This is a genomic window from Aquabacterium commune (assembly GCF_004362855.1).
In the GTDB taxonomy this organism is placed as follows: domain Bacteria; phylum Pseudomonadota; class Gammaproteobacteria; order Burkholderiales; family Burkholderiaceae_C; genus Aquabacterium; species Aquabacterium commune.
On the sequence record NZ_SNXW01000006.1, the window covers coordinates 96,108 to 114,688 of the forward strand.

Consider the following 18,581-nt stretch of genomic DNA (forward strand, 5'->3'; position numbering starts at 1 on the left):
CCATGATTGTGCATGATGGGGCGCTCTGGTCGCCAGCGCATGCCCGCATCGCCAGGTGCCTGGCAGCCGTCTGACGCCGCCCTGGCTTGCGCGACAATGCACGCCATGAACGCACCCACCATGAACGCACCCACCATGCGCATCGGGGAAGGCTGGGACACCCACGCCCTGGTGCAAGGCCGTCCGCTGATCCTGGGCGGCGTCACCATCCCCCACAGCCATGGCTTGCTCGGTCACTCCGACGCCGACGCTTTGCTCCATGCCATCACCGATGCCTTGCTGGGCGCAGCCGCCCTGGGCGACATCGGCAAGCTCTTCCCCGACACCGATCCGGCCTTTCGGGGCGCCGATTCCGTGCTGCTGTTGCAAGAGGCTGCGCGGCGTGTGGCCGCTGAAGGCTGGGCCATCGGCAACATCGACACCACCATCGTGGCCCAGGCGCCCAAGATGGCGCCGCACATCCCGGCCATGCGCGAACGCATCGCCCAGGCCCTGGGGCTGTCGGTCGATGCGGTCAATGTGAAGGCCAAGACGGCCGAGAAGATGGGGCCGGTGGGCGAGGGCAGGGCCATCGAGGCCCGTGCCGTCTGCCTGCTCTTCAAGGCGGGTTGATCAGGGCGCCCGCTTGAGCTTGATGTGCGCCACCAGCCCGCCACCGGGCGCGTTGGCCAGTTCGAAGTCACCGCTCATGCGCTGCAGGGCCTTGTCCACGATGGCCAGGCCCAGGCCTGCGCCCGTGGCTGCCGTGCGCGCCGCGTCGCCGCGGAAAAAGGGCGTGGTCAGCTGTGGCAGCTTCTCTGGCGCCACGCCCGGGCCATGGTCGCGCACGCTCAGGATCACCCACGAGCCTGCCCGCGTGTAGCTCACGTCCACGTTGGTGATGCCCGTGTAGGTGTTGCGGCCATAGCGGCGCGCGTTCTCGAACAGGTTGGTCAGCACGCGGCCCAGTTCGGTCTCGTCGGCCATGACCCGCGTGTCGATGGGCAGCTTGGCCGTGATGCGGATGCGCTTGGTGTCGCGGAACTGGCTGATGGCTTTGTCCACCACGCTCGACACATGCACAGGCACCAGCTCCACCTCACCGGGCCGGGCGTAGTCCATGAACTTGTCGATGATGGCGTCGAGCTGGTCGATGTCGGCCGCGATGTTGCGCTTGGCCTCCTCGTCCACCACGCTCATTTCGGCCTCCAGGCGCAGCCGTGCCAGCGGGGTGCGCAGGTCGTGGCTGATGCCGGCCAGCATCACGGCGCGGTCCTCATCGACCTTGGCCAGCTCGCGGGCCATCCGGTTGAAGCCCTGGTTCACTTCGCGGATCTCTCGGGTGATCATGGACTCGTCCAGCACCGAGTCGAACTCGCCCTCGCGGATGCGGCTGGCCGCGAACGACAGCTCCTTGAGCGGCTGGTTGATGAGCCGCGCGATGACGGCCGAGCCCAGCAGCGTGGCGATCAGCGCGATGCCCACCCACACGAACCAGGTGCGCCCCGTGAGCGGCCCCACCCGGTTGGGATCGGCCTGCAGCCAGTAGTTGTCACGCTCGATCTGGAAGCCCACCCACAGCCCGGGCGTGCCATTGACGGCACTGGCCACGATGGTGGCGGGCCCCAGGCGCGAGCGCAGCTCCTGGCTGATCGTGCGCGTCAGGCCGCTGACCTCGAAAGGCTCGAAGCGGTCCGACGGTTCACGCGGTTTGAGGCGGATGGATTCCTGGTCCGACAGCGTCTTGATCAGCGTGACGCGGTTGATGGCATCGGCGTAGCGCAGCCCCGCCCGCGACAGGTTCACCAGGCTGGCGATCTGCTGGGCGGATTGCACCGCGCGCGGCTCGAACTCCAGCGCGCGGAAGGTCTGCAGCCAGGCAAAGATGCCTGCCGCCAGCAGCAGCGCCAGGAGGATGAAGGTTCGCCAGAAGAGACTGAGTGCGAAACGCTTGCGGGGCATCGATCAGGCCCCACCGTCCGGCACGAACACATAGCCCACGCCCCAGACGGTCTGGATGTAGCGCGGCTGGGCCGGGTCGGGCTCGATCATCTTGCGCAGGCGCGAGATCTGCACGTCCAGGCTGCGGTCGAAGGGCTCGAACTCGCGGCCACGCGCCAGTTGGGCCAGCTTGTCACGGCTGAGCGGCTGGCGTGGGTGGCGCACCAGGGCCTTGAGCATGGAGAACTCGCCGGTGGTCAGCGCGATCGGCTCGCCTTCTTTGCTCAAGCGGCGCAGGGCGAGGTCGAACTCGAAGGGGCCGAAAGTGACGGTCTGAGCTTCCTTGGCCGGTGCACCAGGCGCTTCCTGGGCCGGACGGCGACGCAGCACGGCGTGGATGCGGGCCAGCAACTCGCGCGGGTTGAAGGGTTTGGGCAGGTAGTCGTCCGCACCCACTTCCAGGCCGACGATGCGGTCCACGTCCTCGACCTTGGCCGTCAGCATGATGATGGGCGTGCTGTCGTTGGCGGCGCGCAGGCGGCGGCAGATGGACAGGCCGTCCTCGCCGGGCAGCATCAGGTCCAGCACGATCAGGTCCACGGTTTCGCGCGTCAGCAGGCGGTTCAGCGCCTTGGCATCTTCGGCCAGCAGCACCTCGAAACCCTCCTGGCTGAGGTAGCGGCGCAGCAGGTCGCGGATGCGGGCGTCGTCATCGACCACCAGGACTCGGTCCGGGCGCTGGTTGGCGTTGGTGGGGGTCATGCAGGGGTCCTCGGCATTTGTAACAAGCGCGGATTGTGCGCAGGTTGCGAGTGGCAAAACGAGGGTTCTGACCGCTTGTTACAAATCTTGCCGCCATCGCGTGTCCGCGTCAAGCACTTGCAAAGAAGGTTCAAGCCGTCGGCGAAAAGGGCGCTGCGTGCGTTAAAACGGGGTCTTCACTCCCGAAAGAGCCTGCCCATGCCCCGTTTTGTCACGTCTGCTGCCCGCCGCGTTCTGCCTGCCCTGGCCTTGAGTTTGCCGCTGGTGGCCGCCCATGCAGGTGAGCCAGATCGTCGCAACGTCGTGCAGTTTTCGGCCACGGCGACGGAAGAATTGACGCAAGACCAGCTCACCGTCACGCTGGAGGCCGTCAAGGAGGGCAGCCAGGCCGCCGACGTGCAGGCCGAACTCAAGCGCCTGCTGGACGCCGCTTTGACCGAGGCCCGCAAGCAGGCCCAGGCCACCACGCCCGAAGCGCTCAGCGTGCGCACTGGCAGCTTCAACCTCTACCCGCGCTACAACAACACCGGCAAAGCCAATGGCTGGCAGGGCTCGGCCCAACTGGTGCTGTCTGGCAACGATGCGGGCAAGGTGTCGCAGGCAGCCGGCAAGCTCAACCAGCTCAATGTGGTCAATGTCAGCTATGGCCTGTCGCGCAGCGTGCGCGAGCAGCACGAGAGCCAACTCACCACCGAGGCGATCGGCCGCTTCAAGCTGCGTGCGGCCCAGATCGCGCGCGACTTCGGCATGAAGGGCTACACCCTCGGCGCGATGTCGGTATCGTCCACCGAGCCAGGCTTCGAGCCCCGTCCGGTCATGATGGCCATGCGCGCCAAGGCCGAAGCCATGTCGGCCGACGCACCGCTGCCGGTGGCGCCGGGCAAGGGCGTGCTGTCGGTGACGGTGTCGGGTGAGGTCGTGCTGACGCCCTGAGCGCTCAGCCCTCTCGCCACTGCCCACCGATGTAGCACTGGTGCGGCGAGAACTTGGTCTTGTAGGCCATCTTCGGGCTCTCGCCGATCCAGTAGCCCAGGTAAAGATAGGGCAGGCCCAGCTCCCGGGCCTGTCGCACCTGCCACTGCACGTTGTAGGTGCCGTAGCTGGTGTGGGGCTCGGGTTCGTAGAAGGTATAGACCGCAGACAGCCCGTCGTTGAGCACGTCCAGCACCGACACCATCTTCAAGACGCCCTGGGCTTCGCCCTCCTTGGCGGGCTCACGGAACTCTACCAGGCGCGAATTCACGCGGCTGTGCAGCAGGAACTGCGTGTACTGGTCCACCGAGTCGTGGTCCATGCCGCCGCCCCGGTGGCGGCCAGCCTGGTAGCGCAGGTAGAGCTGGTAGTGCTCCTGGCTGAAGCACAGGCGCAGCACCTGGGCTTCGAGGTGCTCGTGGGCCTTCCAGGCGCGTGCCTGGCTGCGCGTCGGCTCGAATCGGTCCACCGGCAGGCGCAGGGGCACGCAGGCGCGGCAGCCATCGCAATGCGGTCGGTAGGTGAACATGCCGCTGCGGCGAAAGCCATTGGCCACCAGGCCGGAATACACATCGGCATTGATGACGTGGCTGGGTGTCGCGACCTGCGAGCGTGCTGTGCGGCCATCCAGGTAGCTGCACGGGTAGGGGGCTGTAGCATAAAACTGCAACGACGCCAGGGGCAGGTCTTTGGGATGGGTCACGGTCCGGGGTGTTGGTGTTCCGTTCCGGTCAGTTCAGACCAGATCGATTCATCATAGGCCCAATTGTCGGGGGGCGGCAGCGCTGTCACCCGATTGAGGTGGTCTTCGAAGCGCGCGCGTGGCCAGGGCCTGGCGCCCAGGGAGGCCAGGTGCGCCGTTTCCTGTTGGCAGTCGATGACCTCGATGCCGTGGCGACGGCAAAACGCCACCAGTCCGGCGAGCGCGATCTTGGAGGCGTCCGTGCGGTGCGAGAACATGGACTCGCCGTAGAACATCCGCCCGATGCTGACACCGTACAGCCCACCCACCAGGGTGCCATCGATCCAGGTCTCGAAAGAGTGCACGCGTCCCATGCGGTGCCATTGCGCATAGACCGCGCGCATCTCGGGCAGGATCCAGGTGCCTGCCTGGCCATCTCGGGGCGTGGAGGCGCAGGCCTGCGAGACAGCCTCGAAGGCGCTGTCGATGCGCAGTTCACAGCCAGGGGTGATCAGGAAGCGCTGCAGGGTCTTGCGCAGCGAGCGCGACAGCTTGAACTCGGCGACAGGCAGGACCATGCGCGGGTCGGTGCTCCACCACAGCACAGGTTGGCCTTCGCTGAACCACGGGAAGATGCCGCGCTGGTAGGCGGCCTGCAGGCGCTCCGTGCTGAGATCGTCCCCGGCAGCCAGCAAGCCGGGTGCATCGGAGTCCGGCCCCAGTGCCTGTGCGGTGTCGGGGAAGGGGGTGTCCGGGTGCAGCCAGGGGATCATGGGCGGAAGCAGACAAAGAAAAAAGCCCGATGGCAAGCCATCGGGCTGAAAGGTACCTTAGAAAAGGTTCATGGGGTACCGAGGAGACAACCTTTCAGGGAGTACCGCTTGTCCAGAGCGGCATCCTCAGAGATCGGGCTGGCGGTTGAAAGTTCAAGCCGATCAGGCCAGGTGCTGCGCAAAGTTGTGTCAAGCGCGCCCCGATCTCTCAAACAGGTCTCAGGCAGCCTTGCGCTTGGCAGCGGCGGTGGCGGTCTGGGTGGCCTTCACGGCGGTGTTGGTCATGGCCTGGAAGTTGGCTTCGGCGACGTCGGCGGCTTGCTTGGCAGCCTTGTGCACGGAGTCGAAAGCGTTGTTGGCGGCAGCGACAGCCGACTTCACCAGGACCACGGCGTTTTCGGTGCCAGCGGGTGCGTTCTTCACGGCGTTGTCCACGACAGCGGCGAACTTCTTCTGGGCGTCGGAGACTTGCGACTCGGCCAGCTTGCTCACTTCAGCGCCGGTGCTGGAAGCGATGTCGTACAGGTGACGACCGTAGGCAGCAGCCTTCTCGGCGGAGGGTTGCAGCAGGGCGGTCTGCAGGGCCAGCAGTTCTTGGGCGTCCTTGACGGCCAGCACAGCCTTGGCGTGCTCGGAAGCTTCTTCCAGGGTGGTCTTGGCCACTTGCAGGTTCAGCTCCAGCACTTTTTCGACGCCTTCGAAGGCCTTTTGGCCCAGGTCGAACAGGGAAGCGATTTGGGCCTTCTGGGTGGCCAGGATTTGTTCAGCAGTCAGCATGTCAATCTCCGTTTGGATGGTGGGATGATTGCAACTGCAGCGACTTCGTTGTCTTTGCTGCGATGCAACATGATGCTCAGTATAGGCAGGCGCGCGGCAAATGCAAGTGCTTTTTGTGCGCTGCAGCAACCACGCTGTAAAAAATGTCGCAAATTTGACAGGGGCGCGTGAACATGGGGTAGGGCGCCGGTCTGGTGAGGGCGGGTGCCGGCATCGCCTACACTGGTGGCTGTCTCGCATTCCAACCCTTGACGAGCCTTCACCATGAGCCTGCTCAATGTCCCCGCTGGCGCCAAAGCGCCTGATGCCTTCAACGTCATCATCGAAATCCCGGCCAACGCCGATCCGATCAAGTACGAAATCGACCACGAAACCGGTGCCGTCTTCGTCGATCGCTTCATGGGCACGGCGATGCACTACCCCTGCAACTACGGTTACGTGCCGCAGACCGTCGCTGCCGACGGCGACCCGGTCGATGTGCTGGTCGTCACGCCCTTCCCCCTGCTGCCTGGCGTGGTCATCCCTTGCCGTCCGCTGGGCATCCTGAAGATGGAAGACGAGGCCGGCGGTGACTCCAAGCTGGTGGCCGTGCCGACCGAGAAGATCTGCGCCATGTACAAGGACATCCAGAAACTGGAAGACCTGCCGGCGCTGCTGATCTCGCAGATCAAGCACTTCTTCGAGCACTACAAGGACCTGGAGCCTGGCAAGTGGGTGAAGGTCACCGGCTGGGAAGGCATCGATGCCGCCAAGGCCGAAGTGGTCGAAGGCCTGGAAGCTTTCAAGAAGCAACACTGATGGCCGGGCGGTTGGGCACCGCCTGACGGTGGTGCCGGCCCTCATCCCTCGACATCGACATTGACGATGAGCCGCTGCCTCCGCAAGGAGGGGCGGCTTTTCACATGCGGCAAGCTCAAGTCAAGGTGAGGATCGCTGCGCGCAAGGTGGCTGCGATCTGGTCGATGTGCGAAGCCCCGACGATGAGTGGCGGCGAGATGGCGATGTTGTCGCCCGTGGCGCGCACCAGCAGGCCCGCGTCCCAGCAGGACTGGAACACCTCGAAGGCGCGTCGGCCCGGTGCGCCAGGGCGCGGTTCGAACTCGATGGCGCCCACCAGCCCAGTGTTGCGGATGTCGATGACGTGCGGCAAGCCGCGCAAGCTGTGCAGGGCGTCTTCCAGGACGGATTGCAGCTGCGCACCGCGGGTCAGCAGGCCTTCGTCGTCGAAGGTGTCCAGCGTGGCCAGGGCGGCGGCACAGGCCAGCGGGTGGCCGGAGTAGGTGTAGCCGTGCGGCAGTTCGATGGCCGTGGGTGGCCCTTGCATGAAGGCGTCGTGGATGCCTTGCTGGACGAACACCGCGCCCATCGGCACGCAGCCGTTGGTCAGGCCCTTGGCGGTGGTGAGGATGTCCGGCGTGACGCCGTAGTGCTGCGCCGCAAACGGTGCGCCCAGCCGGCCAAAGCCGGTGATGACCTCGTCAAAGATCAAGAGGATGCCGTGCCGGGTGCAGATCTCGCGCAGCCGCTCCAGGTAGCCTTTCGGTGGCATGAGCGCGCCCGTGGAGCCCGCCATCGGTTCGACGATGACGGCCGCGATGGTCGTGGCATCGTGCAGGGCGACCAGACGTTCCAGATCGTCGGCCAGTTCTGCGCCATGTGCGGGCTGACCGCGGGTGAAGGCGTTGCGCGTCAGGTCGTGCGTGTGGCGCAGGTGGTCGATGCCGCTGAGGCTGCTGCCGAAGGCTTTGCGGTTGCCGCCGATGCCCCCGACCGCGGTGCCGCCAAAGTTGACGCCGTGGTAGCCACGCTCGCGCCCGACCAGCCGGGTGCGGTGCGACTCGCCGCGCACGCGGTGGTAAGACAGTGCGATCTTCAAGGCGGTCTCGACCGACTCGGAGCCCGAGTTGGTGAAGAACACGCGGTTGAGTCCGGCGGGCGCGTACCGCTGCAGGCGGTGGGCCAGCTCGAACGCGAGGGGGTGACCCATCTGGAAGGGCGGGGCGAAGTCCATCTCTGCGGCCTGGCGCGCGATGGCCGCCACGATGCGCGGGCGGGCGTGGCCGGCGTTCACGCACCACAGGCCGGCGGTGCCGTCGAGGATCTGGCGCCCGTCGGGGGTCCAGTAGTGCATGCCTTCGGCCCTGGACACCAGCCGGGGGGCTTGCTTGAAGTCGCGGTTGGCCGTGAACGGCATCCAGAGGGCGTCGAGGTTCAGATCCATGCGGACTCCTGCGCAGCAGCGGCATCTGTCCCAGGTGAGGCCGCGAAGTCACATCATGACATTTCGCACGACCGTGCGAAAAAGTGCGTTTGGCTGTTGTTGCGCCCCCTCAAACGAGTGGTCTTATATAAGACATAAGTGTTTACCGGTGCTGGGAATTGCTGCTAAAGTGCGGGTTTTCTAGCACCGCCTCTCAACCCCGGAGATCTTCATGACGCAACTCACCCGCGAACAGCAAATCGCTGCCCTGGAAAAGGATTGGGCCGAAAACCCCCGTTGGAAGCTCGTCAAGCGCGGCTACTCCGCTGCTGACGTCGTGCGTCTGCGCGGCAGCCTGCAGCCTGAGTACACGCTGGCCAAGAACGGCGCTGAAAAGCTGTGGGCCAAGGTCAACGGCGGTGCCAAGAAGGGCTACGTGAACGCTTTCGGCGCCATCACCGCCGGTCAAGCCATGCAGCAAGCCAAGGCTGGCCTGGAAGCCGTGTACCTGTCGGGCTGGCAAGTTGCCGCCGACGGCAACACCTCGGAAACCATGTACCCCGACCAGTCGCTGTATGCGTACGACTCGGTGCCCACGATGGTTCGCCGCATCAACAACACCTTCAAGCGCGCTGACGAAATTCAGTGGGGCCGTGGCATCAACCCCGGTGACGAAGGCTTCGTGGACTACTTCCTGCCCATCGTTGCTGACGCTGAAGCCGGTTTCGGCGGCGTCCTGAACGCGTTCGAGCTGATGAAGAACATGATCGCTTCGGGCGCCGCTGGCGTTCACTTCGAAGACCAGCTCGCCGCTGTCAAGAAGTGCGGTCACATGGGTGGCAAGGTGCTGGTTCCGACGCAAGAAGCCATCGAGAAGCTGATCGCTGCCCGTTTCGCTGCCGACGTGATGGGCGTGTCCACCATCGTTCTGGCACGTACCGACGCCGAAGCTGCCAACCTGATCACCTCCGATCACGATGCCAACGACAAGCCTTTCCTGACCGGTGAGCGCACCCAAGAAGGCTTCTACCGCGTCAAGAACGGCCTGGAGCAATCCATCAGCCGTGGCGTGGCCTACGCTCCTTACGCCGACCTGGTGTGGTGCGAAACCGGCGTGCCTGACATTGGCTTCGCCCGCGAATTCGCCCAAGCTGTGCACGCCAAGTGCCCCGGCAAGCTGCTGTCGTACAACTGCTCGCCTTCCTTCAACTGGAAGAAGAACCTCAACGACTCGCAGATCGCCAAGTTCCAGGAAGACCTGTCGGACCTGGGCTACAAGTACCAGTTCATCACGCTGGCCGGCATCCACATCAACTGGTTCAACACCTTCCAGTTCGCCCACGCTTACGCCCGCGGCGAAGGCATGAAGCACTACACCGAAATGGTGCAAGAGCCCGAATTCGCAGCCCGCGAAAAGGGTTACACCTTCGTGTCGCACCAACAGGAAGTCGGCGCTGGCTACTTCGACGACGTGACCACCGTGATCCAGGGCGGTTCGTCCTCCGTGAAGGCCCTGACCGGCTCGACCGAAGAAGAACAGTTCCACTGATCTGGGCGGGCCGAAAGGCCCGTTGCCTGATCGGTTTGAATGCGAAAGCGGCACCCTCGGGTGCCGTTTTTTTTGACATCCAGAAGGCCGTTTTCGAAACAGGCCCGTGTGGCTTTCGTCAGTTCTGGCCGCTCAGGCTGAACAGCAGGAGCCAGGTCACGCAGCGGTGTGTTTTGCTGAATTCCCCCCATGGCTGCATGCCCACTTTGCCGGGTGCGAGGTTCATGATGGGGCTGGTCAACTCGTTGAACTTCACCCACTTGGGCAACCCGCTTTGGTTCGGGTCGCCGTGTTTCGCGAAGGCAGACCAGTAGGCCACCATCTGGTCCGCCAGCCGCTTCTGTTCTGCGCTGGGTGCGCCGTTGATCTGGGTGGCGAACACCGGCTGGCCGAACAGGTATTGCAACTCTGCCGTGTGGTACGCCCCCAGCTTGAAGAACGGGTCGGTCGGTGCTGGCGCTTGCGTGTCCGCGAACTCGTACGTATAGACCGGCGTGTGGCGCGACAGGCGGCGCGCATCTGACAAAGCAGGGCAGGCAAAGCCCGAGTCGGTCATCAGCGCGGACATCGCCAGGTCGATGTTGGGGTAGCCGGATGCGGGGTACAGCAAGCGAGCCGTGCTGCCCGCGAAGGCGCTGCCCGTCAGTACGTCAGAGGCCGATTTGTGGTCGATCGGGGTCATGGCCCTGCCCAGCTTCTGGTGGAAGGTGTACGACACAAAGAAGCGACCTTCGTCGGCTGTCGTGCCCAGCAGCACCGGCACCTTGTGGAAGGCCCCGTCGCGGATCATGTCGGTGAGGTTGCGCGGGATGGTCGCGCCATCGATCACGGCGCTCCAGGGGTTGGCGGTCTGCAGGATGTCGAGTCCGTCGCCTGCGGCAGTGATCAACTCCTGTGTGCTGCGACTGCGCAGGCAGCTCATTTGAGTCGCGCCACTGGGGCAGTTCAGTTTTTCCGCGAAGGCGTTGCCCTGGTGGTAAGCCTGGTCAAGCGTGCGGGTTCGCAGCAGCACGCAGGGGCCGCTTTGCAGGATCGCCCGGTGGAACAGGCCGCCCGATGCTGGGGACGCCAGGTGCCCGCAGATGCTGGCCGACCCGGACGAGTTGCCCGCCAGAGTGACGTTGCGGGCGTCGCCCCCGAAGGCCGCGATGTTGTCTTTAACCCAGCGCAAGGCCTGCTGTTGATCTTGCAGGCCCTGGTTGGGGGTGCTGCCCTCCTGCCGCATCTCGGGCGTGCTCAGGAAGCCCAGTGCGCCCAGGCGGTAGTTGATCGTCACCACCACCACGTTGGCCTGGCGCGCGAGGGCCTTGCCGTCGTAGTCGCCTCCGGAGCCCATGGTCAGTGAACCCGGGTGGACCCAGATCAGGACGGGGCGAGGTGTACTTTGCGGCGCTTCGGGCGCGTAAACATTGAGTGTCAGGCAGTCCTCGTCGGTGGTCCTTTGAGAGTAAGCCCCCGGCAACTGTGGGCAGGCGTGCCCCAAGGTGGTTGCGCCTCGCACGCCCTGCCAGGCGATCGGAGGTTGGGGCGGTCGCCAGCGCAACTCGCCCACTGGCGGTGCGGCAAATGGCAGGCCCAGGAACTGGTTGACGCCGTTTTCCGTGTTGCCTTGAACGGTGCCGTCCCGGGTGGTGACGATGGGGCTGGCTTGCGTCACGGAGCTCGCCAGGGCGAGCAAAACGGCCAGCGTGGCGTGCATCAGCTGGTGGTGCATCGGGGTGGTGGACATGTGGATCTCCTCTGTGCTGTGTTCACCGAGGATCTCCGATCGGGCTGTCGAATCACCAGTCCAAAAGCCGTTCAACCGTCTGCCGCGCCAGGCCCCCTGGTTTCTTGGTGCCACAAGGCTTGAGACAGGCGATCGGTGGCCATGCGGAGTTGGTAGCGGTAGGTCCCGAAGGGCAGTCCTAGCCGCTCGGCAGCGAGTTCTTGCGAGCCTGCGGGGCGCCAGTAGGTCAGCTCGATGGTTTTGAGGAACTTGGCGTGGCGCGGGTGATTCGCCAGATGGTCGCCTGCGGCAGTGATCAGTCTGCGCAAGGTGGTGACGACCTCCTCGGCTGGCAGCCTGGCCGCTTGAACCAGACCGCTCTGTAGCAACGGGTTGCGACCCAGCTCGACTGGGTCTCGCCACCGCTTCAGCGCTTCTTGGACGGCCTCTTTGAAGCGCTGCTCGCTCAGCACCTGCACCGTCAGGCCGGTCTCGGTGGTGGGCCTGGATTGACCCACCGGCATCTGGCTGGCACCCAGCATGTTGAGCCACAAGTTCATGGGCACCGCCCGCCAGTCGTGTGCGAAGGTGCCGTGGTGTTGACCGTCCATGTCGATGCCCTTGGGCTCGATCAGGTGGAAGTCGATGTGACTCATCATCGGCGCCCAGTGGTCAGGGTCCTTGTTGCACAGGGCGAACAAAGCCAGCGCGGGCTCGGTCATCCACATCAGGAAGGTGCGGGTCTGCAGTGCGTTGATGTAGATCCCGTCGTTGGCCACGCCGTTGCGGGTCACGGCCATTCGGGAGCACAGCACCCGTTCGCCCGTGCGAAGCGCGGGTTGCCGTGTGACCCAGTCGAGCAATTGGGTCAGCATCGGGTCGCCGCAAACGTCTTGCGCAGACATGGCGTTGAGCTCCAGCAGCAGCATCGCGGTCATGGTGCGTCCGCTGGGGTCGCGCACAACCCACCAGCTTGCAGCGGGGTGATCGTGCCAGCGTCGCATCAGCGCTTCGTGCTCGCTTCCCAACTCCTGCAGGACCAGCTCGGCAATCACCGGCATGTCTTGGGGGTGCGCCCGATCGCAATGCACCGAGCCCAGCGCAGGGAAGTCGATGAAGGCTTGCATGACGGGGTGGCCGCGGTTCAGGTAAACGATGTCCAGCGCCGCCCTTTGACGCAGAGCCGGGCCGCCGCTGTGCACATGTTGCACATGGTGCTTGAGCAATCGCTCACTGATTTGCAACAGCTTCTGTGGGTTGCGCCAGCGCATCTCTGCAGTGATTGCATCGCGCACGAGGTCGTGCGGAAAGAGCCCGTCGGGCGCTGTCTCCATGAAACTGAGTGAGGTGAGCCACTCGAACAAGTCGGCCGCAAGAACGGGGTCCACCACGTCGGCCAGCAGGCCCTCGGTGGTGACGCGGGCCAGTGCAGACAGCTCCAGGGCCTCACGGTGCAGCGCGGAGGGGGTCTGGGAGGCGAAGCAGTCTGTCAGCTTGCGGATGAGGTCGGTGTCCAGCGCATCAGGCACCTCGCCCTTGACCTTGACCAGATCGGCCAGGAGCATCATGGCCAGGGGGTGCCCATGGCTGAGTTTGATGATGGCTTGCCTTTGAGCCGGGGGCAGTTCTCTGGCGATGAGGGCCTGCTCGCACGCGGGCACAGGCAGGTTGCGAAGGCCGATCACGTGGCTGCCGTGTCGCCAGATGGGGTCGGTGAGCCAGAGGTCGTTGGGGGCATCGCGTCCGGCCAGGATGGCCAAGCTTTGCTGCGGCAACTCTGCGAGCACCCGATCCCGCAGCCACAGACTCAGGTGGTGGAGGTGCTCGAAGGTGTCGATGACGAGCAGACGCCTGGGTTGGCGTCGCCAGCCTTGCAAGATGAGCTCAAGCTGCGCCTGCTCGGCGCCCAGCCCCAGGTGCGAAGCCAGCCCTTGCAACACGCCATAGATCGAGGGCTCGATGCTGCGACCATCGAGCCGCAACACCGACAACCCCGCTTGATGCGCCATCTCTTGCATCTGCTCCACCAGGGCGGTTTTGCCGATGCCCCCCGGCCCATGCACCAGGAAAACGCTCGCCTGGGGCACCTCATCTGCCAGGCTTCGCTGAAAACGCTGCAGTTCGCCTTCGCGGCCGAAAAAGCAGGCCTGGCTGCGTTGGCGAAGGCGATCAACGATGCGAACCATGTCGGGGCGGTGAAAAATGAGGATCGAAGTTACCAGGCTCGCGGTCGTTGTCTCGACCCCGCAACCCGGTGTCGCTGAGCACCGACCGCAGGCTGTGGGCTGCGGGATAGAATAGTAGAGAAGTGCAAATTGGCTCAAAGTGATTCCACTCAGGCAAGGTAAGAACTGAGAAAGGCACGCACGGTTATGACACCGCGAACTCCGACCACCACCCGCACCTCGACCGAGGTGTAGCCGGCCGCACGCTGCTTCGCATTCCTGACCTTGACTCACCAGAAAGCGCGGCGCCCCCCGCGCTTTTTTGTTGTCTGCACAGCTGGCGTCCCCTTGCAGATGGCTTTCACAGACCCGAACACACAGGCAGAAAACATGATCTCCATCCAGTTGCCCGACGGCTCCAAACGTGAATTCCCTGGCCCCGTGACGGTGGCCGAAGTCGCCGCCTCCATCGGCACGGGCCTGGCCAAGGCCGCACTCGCTGGCCGTGTGGGGCAGGGCGATGCCGCTCGCCTGGTCGATACCGCTTACCGCATCGAGGCCGATGCGCAACTCGCCATCGTCACGGAGAAGGACGCCGACGGCCTGGATGTCATCCGCCACTCCACCGCCCACTTGCTGGCCTACGCGGTCAAGGAGCTCTTCCCCGAGGCGCAGGTCACCATCGGCCCGACCATCGAAGACGGCTTCTATTACGACTTCGCCTACAAACGCCCCTTCACCCCCGAAGACCTGGCTGCCATCGAAAAGAAGATGACCGAGCTGGCCAAGAAGGACGAGAAGGTCGAGCGCCGCGTGCTGCCGCGCGACGAGGCCGTGGCCTACTTCAAGGGCCTGGGCGAGCACTACAAGGCCGAGATCATCGAAAGCATCCCGGCCGATCAGGACGTGTCGCTCTACAGCGAAGGCGCTTTCACCGACCTGTGCCGCGGCCCGCACGTGCCCAGCACCGGCAAGCTCAAGCACTTCAAGCTGATGAAAGTGGCCGGTGCCTACTGGCGTGGCGACCACCGCAACGAGCAGCTGCAGCGCGTCTATGGCACCGCCTGGACCACCAAAGACGACCTGGCCGCCTACCTGACCCGCCTGGAAGAAGCCGAGAAGCGCGACCACCGCAAGCTGGGTCGCGAGCTCGATTTGTTCCACATCGACGACCACGCACCGGGCGTCGTCTTCTGGCACCCCAAGGGCTGGGCCGTGTGGCAGGCCGTGGAGCAGTACATGCGCCAGGTTTATCGAGACAACGGCTACCAGGAAGTCAAGGGCCCGCAGATCATCGACAAGACGCTGTGGGAAAAAACCGGCCACTGGGACAAGTACCGCGAGAACATGTTCACCACCGAGTCGGAGAAGCGCGACTACGCGCTCAAGCCGATGAACTGCCCCGGCCACATCCTGATCTTCAACCAGGGCCTCAAGAGCTACCGCGACCTGCCGCTGCGCTTCGGTGAGTTCGGCCAGTGCCACCGCAACGAGCCCTCAGGTGGCCTGCACGGCATCATGCGCGTGCGCGGTTTCACGCAGGACGACGGCCACGTCTTCTGCACCGAAGACCAGATCCTGCAGGAGTGCGTGGACTTCACCGCGCTGTTGCAAAAGGTCTATGCCGACTTCGGCTTCACCGACATCATCTACAAGGTGGCCACGCGCCCCGAAAAGCGCATCGGTGCCGACGAGGTCTGGGACAAGGCCGAGCAGGCCCTGATGGAGAGCCTGCGCGCCACGGGCAGCGAGTTCACCATCGCGGTGGGAGACGGCGCCTTCTACGGCCCCAAGATCGAGTACACGCTGAAAGACGCCCTGGGTCGCCATTGGCAGTGCGGCACGATCCAGGTGGACTTCTCCATGCCCGAGCGCCTGGGCGCCGAGTACGTGACCGAGACCAGCGGCCGCAAACACCCTGTGATGCTGCACCGCGCCATCCTGGGCAGCCTGGAGCGTTTCATCGGCATCCTGATCGAGCAGCACGCGGGCGCCTTGCCCGTCTGGTTGGCGCCAACGCAGGTCGTGGTGATGAACATCACCGACGGACAGGCCGATTGCGCCTCTGAAATTGCGAAATCTCTGCAGAAGCAAGGCTTGAAGGTGCAGTTGGATTTGCGCAACGAAAAGATCACGTATAAAATCCGCGAGCATTCGTTGCAGAAGGTGCCCTACTTCCTCGTTGTCGGAGACAAGGAGAAGTTGGATGGCACCGTCGCCGTGCGCGCCCGGGGCAACCAGAACCTCGGCGTGATGTCGCTCGATGACTTCTCCCAGAAGATCTCTCAAGACATCGCCAGCAAGGCCTGAGGCGGGAGCGTGTCTGTCCTGGTGGTTCGGGGCAGGTGCGTTTCAGTCCCTGGCAAAGCCGGGTGCGTGACCATCGATCATTGGCTGAAGGGGCATGGCTCCGGGCCTGAAGGAATTCGACATCGCTAACTTCTTTGACCGCCGCACGCGCAACGATGAGCGCAAGCATCGGCTGAACCGTGAAATCACTGCCCTGGAAGTCCGCCTGAACGGCCCGGAGAACGAGCCCATCGGCATCGTCAGCATCCAAGAGGCCTTGCGCCTCGCGGGTGAGGCGGACGTGGACCTGGTGGAAATCTCTGCCACGGCCGAGCCGCCTGTCTGCCGCCTGATGGACTACGGCAAGTTCAAGTACCAGGAGCAGAAGAAGGCCCACGACGCCAAGCTCAAGCAGAAGGTCATCGAGGTCAAGGAAGTCAAATTCCGACCCGGCACCGACGAGGCCGACTACCAGATCAAGCTGCGCAACCTGCGCCGCTTCCTGGAAGACGGCGACAAGGGCAAGGTCACGCTGCGCTTCCGCGGCCGCGAGATCACCCACCAGGAACTCGGCATGCGCCTGCTGGAGCGTGTGCGCGACGACCTGACCGATTGCTCGCTGGTCGAGAACATGCCGAAACTCGAAGGGCGCCAGATGATCATGGTGCTGGGCCCCAAGAAGAAGAAATAATCGGCTACAATCTTGGGCTTTGGTGGATTCGACTGGCATTTCGCTGCTCGGATGCATCAACGACAAGGTTGCAAGGTCGAAAGATCTGGGCCGAACAACCCGGGCCAAACAACCTGAGCCCAACAACCTGAGCCTGGTCTGGTCACCGGGTTTGGGTCACCAAGTGCCTGCAGGCCATCAAGACACGGACATGGACGCCGTGGCGCCTGACAGGAACAAGTCAAAAGGAGCAGTCATGCCCAAAATGAAGACCAAAAGCAGCGCGAAGAAGCGTTTTCGCGTCCGTCCCGGTGGCACCGTCAAGCGCGGCCAAGCCTTCAAGCGCCACATCCTGACCAAGAAGACCACGAAGAACAAGCGCCAGCTCCGCGGCGCCGTCAACGTGCACGAGACCAACATGGGCCACATCGCCCAGATGCTGCCTTTCGCCGGTCTGTAAGACCCGCAAACGCAGCTGTCGTCTCGATCGTCCTCTAGTCAACGCAGAAGGAGCCATCCATGCCCCGCGTCAAACGTGGCGTTACCGCCCGTGCCCGTCACAAGAAAATCCTCGCCCTGGCCAAGGGCTTCCGCGGTCGCCGCAAGAACGTCTTCCGCATCGCCAAACAGGCGGTGATGAAGGCAGGCCAATACGCCTACCGTGACCGCCGCAACAAGAAGCGCGTGTTCCGCCGCCTCTGGATTGCCCGCATCAACGCCGGCAGCCGCGCCCTGGGCCTGACCTACAGCAAGTTCATTGCTGGCATCAAGAAGGCCTCGATCGACATCGACCGCAAGGTTCTGGCCGACATGGCTGTGAACGACCCGGCCGCTTTCGCCAGCATCGTGGAAAAGGCCAAGGCTCATCTGGCGGCCTGACCGACAGCTTGATTCCAAAGCACAATCTCCTCAGCCTGATGGCAAGCCGGTTTTCTTGTGAAAGCTGGTGCCACATCTGAACCAAAGGCCAACCCCGTGTTGGCCTTTTTTTTCGAATGCATCCGATGAACGACTCGTCCAGCGACCTCCAGGCCCTGGTGCAATCCGCCCAGGCGGCCTTCGATGTGGCCACCACCCCGGCCGACCTTGAAAACGCCAAGGCCCGATTCCTGGGCAAGTCGGGTAGCGTGACCGAGCTGCTCAAGGGCATGGGCGCCCTCAGCCCCGAAGACAAGAAGACCCGCGGTGCGGCCATCAACCAGGCCAAGCAGCAGGTCGAGGCGCTGCTGAATGCGCGGCGCCAGGCGCTGGCCGATGCCGAGTTGGCGCAGCAGCTGCGTGCCGAGTCGCTGGACGTGAGCCTGCCAGGCCGTCGCCGAGGCGAGGGCGGTCTGCACCCGGTGTCGCTGAGCATCGAGCGCATCGAGGGCATTTTCGGCTCCATGGGCTTTGACGTCGCCGATGGCCCCGAGATCGAGGCCGATTGGTTCAATTTCACCGCCTTGAACACGCCGGAAGATCACCCCGCGCGTTCCATGCACGACACCTTCTACGTCGAAGGCGGTCACTTGTTGCGCACGCACACCAGCCCGATGCAGGTGCGCTATGCCGTGCAGCACGTCAAGGCGCATGCCGAGGCCATCGCGCGCGGTGAGCGCATGCCCGAGATCCGCGTCATCGCGCCGGGCCGCACCTACCGCGTGGACAGCGACGCCACCCACTCGCCCATGTTCCACCAGTGCGAAGGCCTGTGGATCGGCGAGAGCGTCAGCTTCACCGACCTGAAGGCCGTGCTGGGCGATTTCTTCAGCACCTTCTTCGAGACGAACGAGCTGGACATCCGCTTCCGCCCGTCCTTCTTCCCCTTCACCGAGCCCTCGGCCGAGGTGGACATCGCGTTTTCGTCCGGGCCGCTCAAGGGCCGCTGGCTGGAGGTCGGTGGTGCCGGTCAGGTGCACCCGAACGTCGTGCGCAACTTCGGGCTCGACCCGGAGCAGTACATTGGTTTCGCCTTTGGCCTGGGTCCGGACCGCCTGACCATGCTGCGCTATGGTGTCAACGACCTGCGCCTGTTCTACGAGGGCGACTTGCGCTTTTTGCAGCAGTTCCAGTGAGGGCAGGGGGCTCGGGCCTGGGGCCTTCGCCCCCTTTTTGCCTCAGGTTTTCCGCACGAT

Annotated in this window: 17 protein-coding genes; 9 read left to right on the forward strand and 8 right to left on the reverse strand. The window is 64.3% G+C overall.

What is annotated here, in order from left to right; all coding sequences use genetic code 11:
- Nucleotides 1–120: 120 nt before the first annotated feature.
- Nucleotides 121–612: a 2-C-methyl-D-erythritol 2,4-cyclodiphosphate synthase gene (ispF, locus tag EV672_RS11340; protein ID WP_243738641.1), complete on the forward strand. Its 492-nt coding sequence runs from the start codon at nt 121–123 to the stop codon at nt 610–612.
- On the opposite strand, the gene EV672_RS11345 is transcribed toward ispF, so the two are convergent.
- Together EV672_RS11345 and ompR are read right to left on the reverse strand one after the other, a co-directional pair.
- On the reverse strand, nt 613–1,941 hold the full coding sequence (locus EV672_RS11345; RefSeq protein ID WP_133609282.1) for a sensor histidine kinase family protein: 1,329 nt from the start codon (nt 1,939–1,941) through the stop codon (nt 613–615).
- A gap of 3 nt (nt 1,942–1,944) precedes the next feature.
- Complete coding sequence (gene ompR / locus EV672_RS11350) at nt 1,945–2,682, reverse strand: osmolarity response regulator transcription factor OmpR (RefSeq protein WP_133609284.1); 738 nt, start codon at nt 2,680–2,682, stop codon at nt 1,945–1,947.
- Between the two features lie 198 nt (nt 2,683–2,880).
- Here ompR and EV672_RS11355 point away from each other — a divergent pair, with 198 nt between their 5' ends.
- Nucleotides 2,881–3,615 (forward strand): SIMPL domain-containing protein, encoded by a 735-nt coding sequence (locus tag EV672_RS11355; protein WP_133609286.1) that lies wholly within the window; start codon nt 2,881–2,883, stop codon nt 3,613–3,615.
- Nucleotides 3,616–3,619: 4 nt separating this feature from the next.
- Here EV672_RS11355 and EV672_RS11360 read toward each other — a convergent pair whose 3' ends face one another.
- The 3 genes from EV672_RS11360 to phaP form a co-directional block, all read right to left on the reverse strand.
- On the reverse strand, nt 3,620–4,357 hold the full coding sequence (locus EV672_RS11360; protein ID WP_133609288.1) for an arginyltransferase: 738 nt from the start codon (nt 4,355–4,357) through the stop codon (nt 3,620–3,622).
- Nucleotides 4,354–5,109, reverse strand: a complete 756-nt coding sequence (aat, locus tag EV672_RS11365) for a leucyl/phenylalanyl-tRNA--protein transferase (RefSeq protein WP_133609291.1) — start codon at nt 5,107–5,109, stop codon at nt 4,354–4,356. The genes EV672_RS11360 and aat overlap by 4 nt, the downstream gene beginning before the upstream one ends.
- A gap of 219 nt (nt 5,110–5,328) precedes the next feature.
- A complete protein-coding gene (gene phaP / locus EV672_RS11370) occupies nt 5,329–5,886 on the reverse strand; it encodes a TIGR01841 family phasin (RefSeq protein WP_133609293.1) in 558 nt (185 codons plus the stop codon).
- Between the two features lie 264 nt (nt 5,887–6,150).
- Between phaP and ppa the strand changes: the two genes are divergently transcribed.
- On the forward strand, nt 6,151–6,684 hold the full coding sequence (gene ppa, locus EV672_RS11375; protein WP_133609295.1) for an inorganic diphosphatase: 534 nt from the start codon (nt 6,151–6,153) through the stop codon (nt 6,682–6,684).
- Nucleotides 6,685–6,799: 115 nt separating this feature from the next.
- On the opposite strand, the gene aptA is transcribed toward ppa, so the two are convergent.
- The gene (gene aptA, locus EV672_RS11380; protein ID WP_133609297.1) at nt 6,800–8,107 is read right to left on the reverse strand and encodes an omega-aminotransferase AptA; all 1,308 of its coding nucleotides are present in this window, start codon (nt 8,105–8,107) and stop codon (nt 6,800–6,802) included.
- Between the two features lie 211 nt (nt 8,108–8,318).
- Between aptA and aceA the strand changes: the two genes are divergently transcribed.
- On the forward strand, nt 8,319–9,635 hold the full coding sequence (gene aceA, locus EV672_RS11385) for an isocitrate lyase (protein ID WP_133609299.1): 1,317 nt from the start codon (nt 8,319–8,321) through the stop codon (nt 9,633–9,635).
- A 118-nt stretch (nt 9,636–9,753) separates the two neighbouring features.
- Here aceA and EV672_RS11390 read toward each other — a convergent pair whose 3' ends face one another.
- Entirely contained in the window at nt 9,754–11,364 is a 1,611-nt protein-coding gene (locus EV672_RS11390; RefSeq protein ID WP_133609301.1) for a carboxylesterase/lipase family protein, read from the reverse strand.
- Between the two features lie 71 nt (nt 11,365–11,435).
- A complete protein-coding gene (locus tag EV672_RS11395) occupies nt 11,436–14,072 on the reverse strand; it encodes an ATP-binding protein (RefSeq protein ID WP_243738666.1) in 2,637 nt (878 codons plus the stop codon).
- On the opposite strand from EV672_RS11395, the gene thrS reads away from it, so the two are divergent.
- The 5 genes from thrS to pheS all read left to right on the forward strand — a co-directional run bounded on the left by thrS (nt 13,956) and on the right by pheS (nt 18,521).
- Nucleotides 13,956–15,818, forward strand: coding sequence for a threonine--tRNA ligase (gene thrS, locus EV672_RS11400; RefSeq protein WP_243738642.1), 1,863 nt, complete (start codon nt 13,956–13,958; stop codon nt 15,816–15,818). The two genes, EV672_RS11395 and thrS, sit on opposite strands and share 117 nt — an antisense overlap.
- 94 nt (nt 15,819–15,912) lie before the next feature.
- On the forward strand, nt 15,913–16,488 hold the full coding sequence (gene infC, locus EV672_RS11405) for a translation initiation factor IF-3 (protein ID WP_133609307.1): 576 nt from the start codon (nt 15,913–15,915) through the stop codon (nt 16,486–16,488).
- Between the two features lie 235 nt (nt 16,489–16,723).
- Nucleotides 16,724–16,927, forward strand: coding sequence for a 50S ribosomal protein L35 (gene rpmI, locus EV672_RS11410; protein WP_119042821.1), 204 nt, complete (start codon nt 16,724–16,726; stop codon nt 16,925–16,927).
- A 59-nt stretch (nt 16,928–16,986) separates the two neighbouring features.
- Entirely contained in the window at nt 16,987–17,346 is a 360-nt protein-coding gene (rplT, locus tag EV672_RS11415; protein ID WP_133609309.1) for a 50S ribosomal protein L20, read from the forward strand.
- A 125-nt stretch (nt 17,347–17,471) separates the two neighbouring features.
- Nucleotides 17,472–18,521, forward strand: a complete 1,050-nt coding sequence (gene pheS / locus EV672_RS11420) for a phenylalanine--tRNA ligase subunit alpha (protein WP_133609311.1) — start codon at nt 17,472–17,474, stop codon at nt 18,519–18,521.
- Nucleotides 18,522–18,581 lie beyond the last annotated feature (60 nt).

Bases quoted from the DNA above. Each gene is read 5' to 3' on its own strand.
- ispF (WP_243738641.1), top strand. From the start codon at position 121: ATGAACGCACCCACCATGCGCATCGGGGAAGGCTGGGACACCCACGCC.
- EV672_RS11345 (WP_133609282.1), bottom strand. From the start codon at position 1,941: ATGCCCCGCAAGCGTTTCGCACTCAGTCTCTTCTGGCGAACCTTCATC.
- ompR (WP_133609284.1), bottom strand. From the start codon at position 2,682: ATGACCCCCACCAACGCCAACCAGCGCCCGGACCGAGTCCTGGTGGTC.
- EV672_RS11355 (WP_133609286.1), top strand. From the start codon at position 2,881: ATGCCCCGTTTTGTCACGTCTGCTGCCCGCCGCGTTCTGCCTGCCCTG.
- aat (WP_133609291.1), bottom strand. From the start codon at position 5,109: ATGATCCCCTGGCTGCACCCGGACACCCCCTTCCCCGACACCGCACAG.
- phaP (WP_133609293.1), bottom strand. From the start codon at position 5,886: ATGCTGACTGCTGAACAAATCCTGGCCACCCAGAAGGCCCAAATCGCT.
- ppa (WP_133609295.1), top strand. From the start codon at position 6,151: ATGAGCCTGCTCAATGTCCCCGCTGGCGCCAAAGCGCCTGATGCCTTC.
- aptA (WP_133609297.1), bottom strand. From the start codon at position 8,107: ATGGATCTGAACCTCGACGCCCTCTGGATGCCGTTCACGGCCAACCGC.
- aceA (WP_133609299.1), top strand. From the start codon at position 8,319: ATGACGCAACTCACCCGCGAACAGCAAATCGCTGCCCTGGAAAAGGAT.
- EV672_RS11390 (WP_133609301.1), bottom strand. From the start codon at position 11,364: ATGTCCACCACCCCGATGCACCACCAGCTGATGCACGCCACGCTGGCC.
- infC (WP_133609307.1), top strand. From the start codon at position 15,913: ATGGCTCCGGGCCTGAAGGAATTCGACATCGCTAACTTCTTTGACCGC.
- rpmI (WP_119042821.1), top strand. From the start codon at position 16,724: ATGCCCAAAATGAAGACCAAAAGCAGCGCGAAGAAGCGTTTTCGCGTC.
- rplT (WP_133609309.1), top strand. From the start codon at position 16,987: ATGCCCCGCGTCAAACGTGGCGTTACCGCCCGTGCCCGTCACAAGAAA.
- pheS (WP_133609311.1), top strand. From the start codon at position 17,472: ATGAACGACTCGTCCAGCGACCTCCAGGCCCTGGTGCAATCCGCCCAG.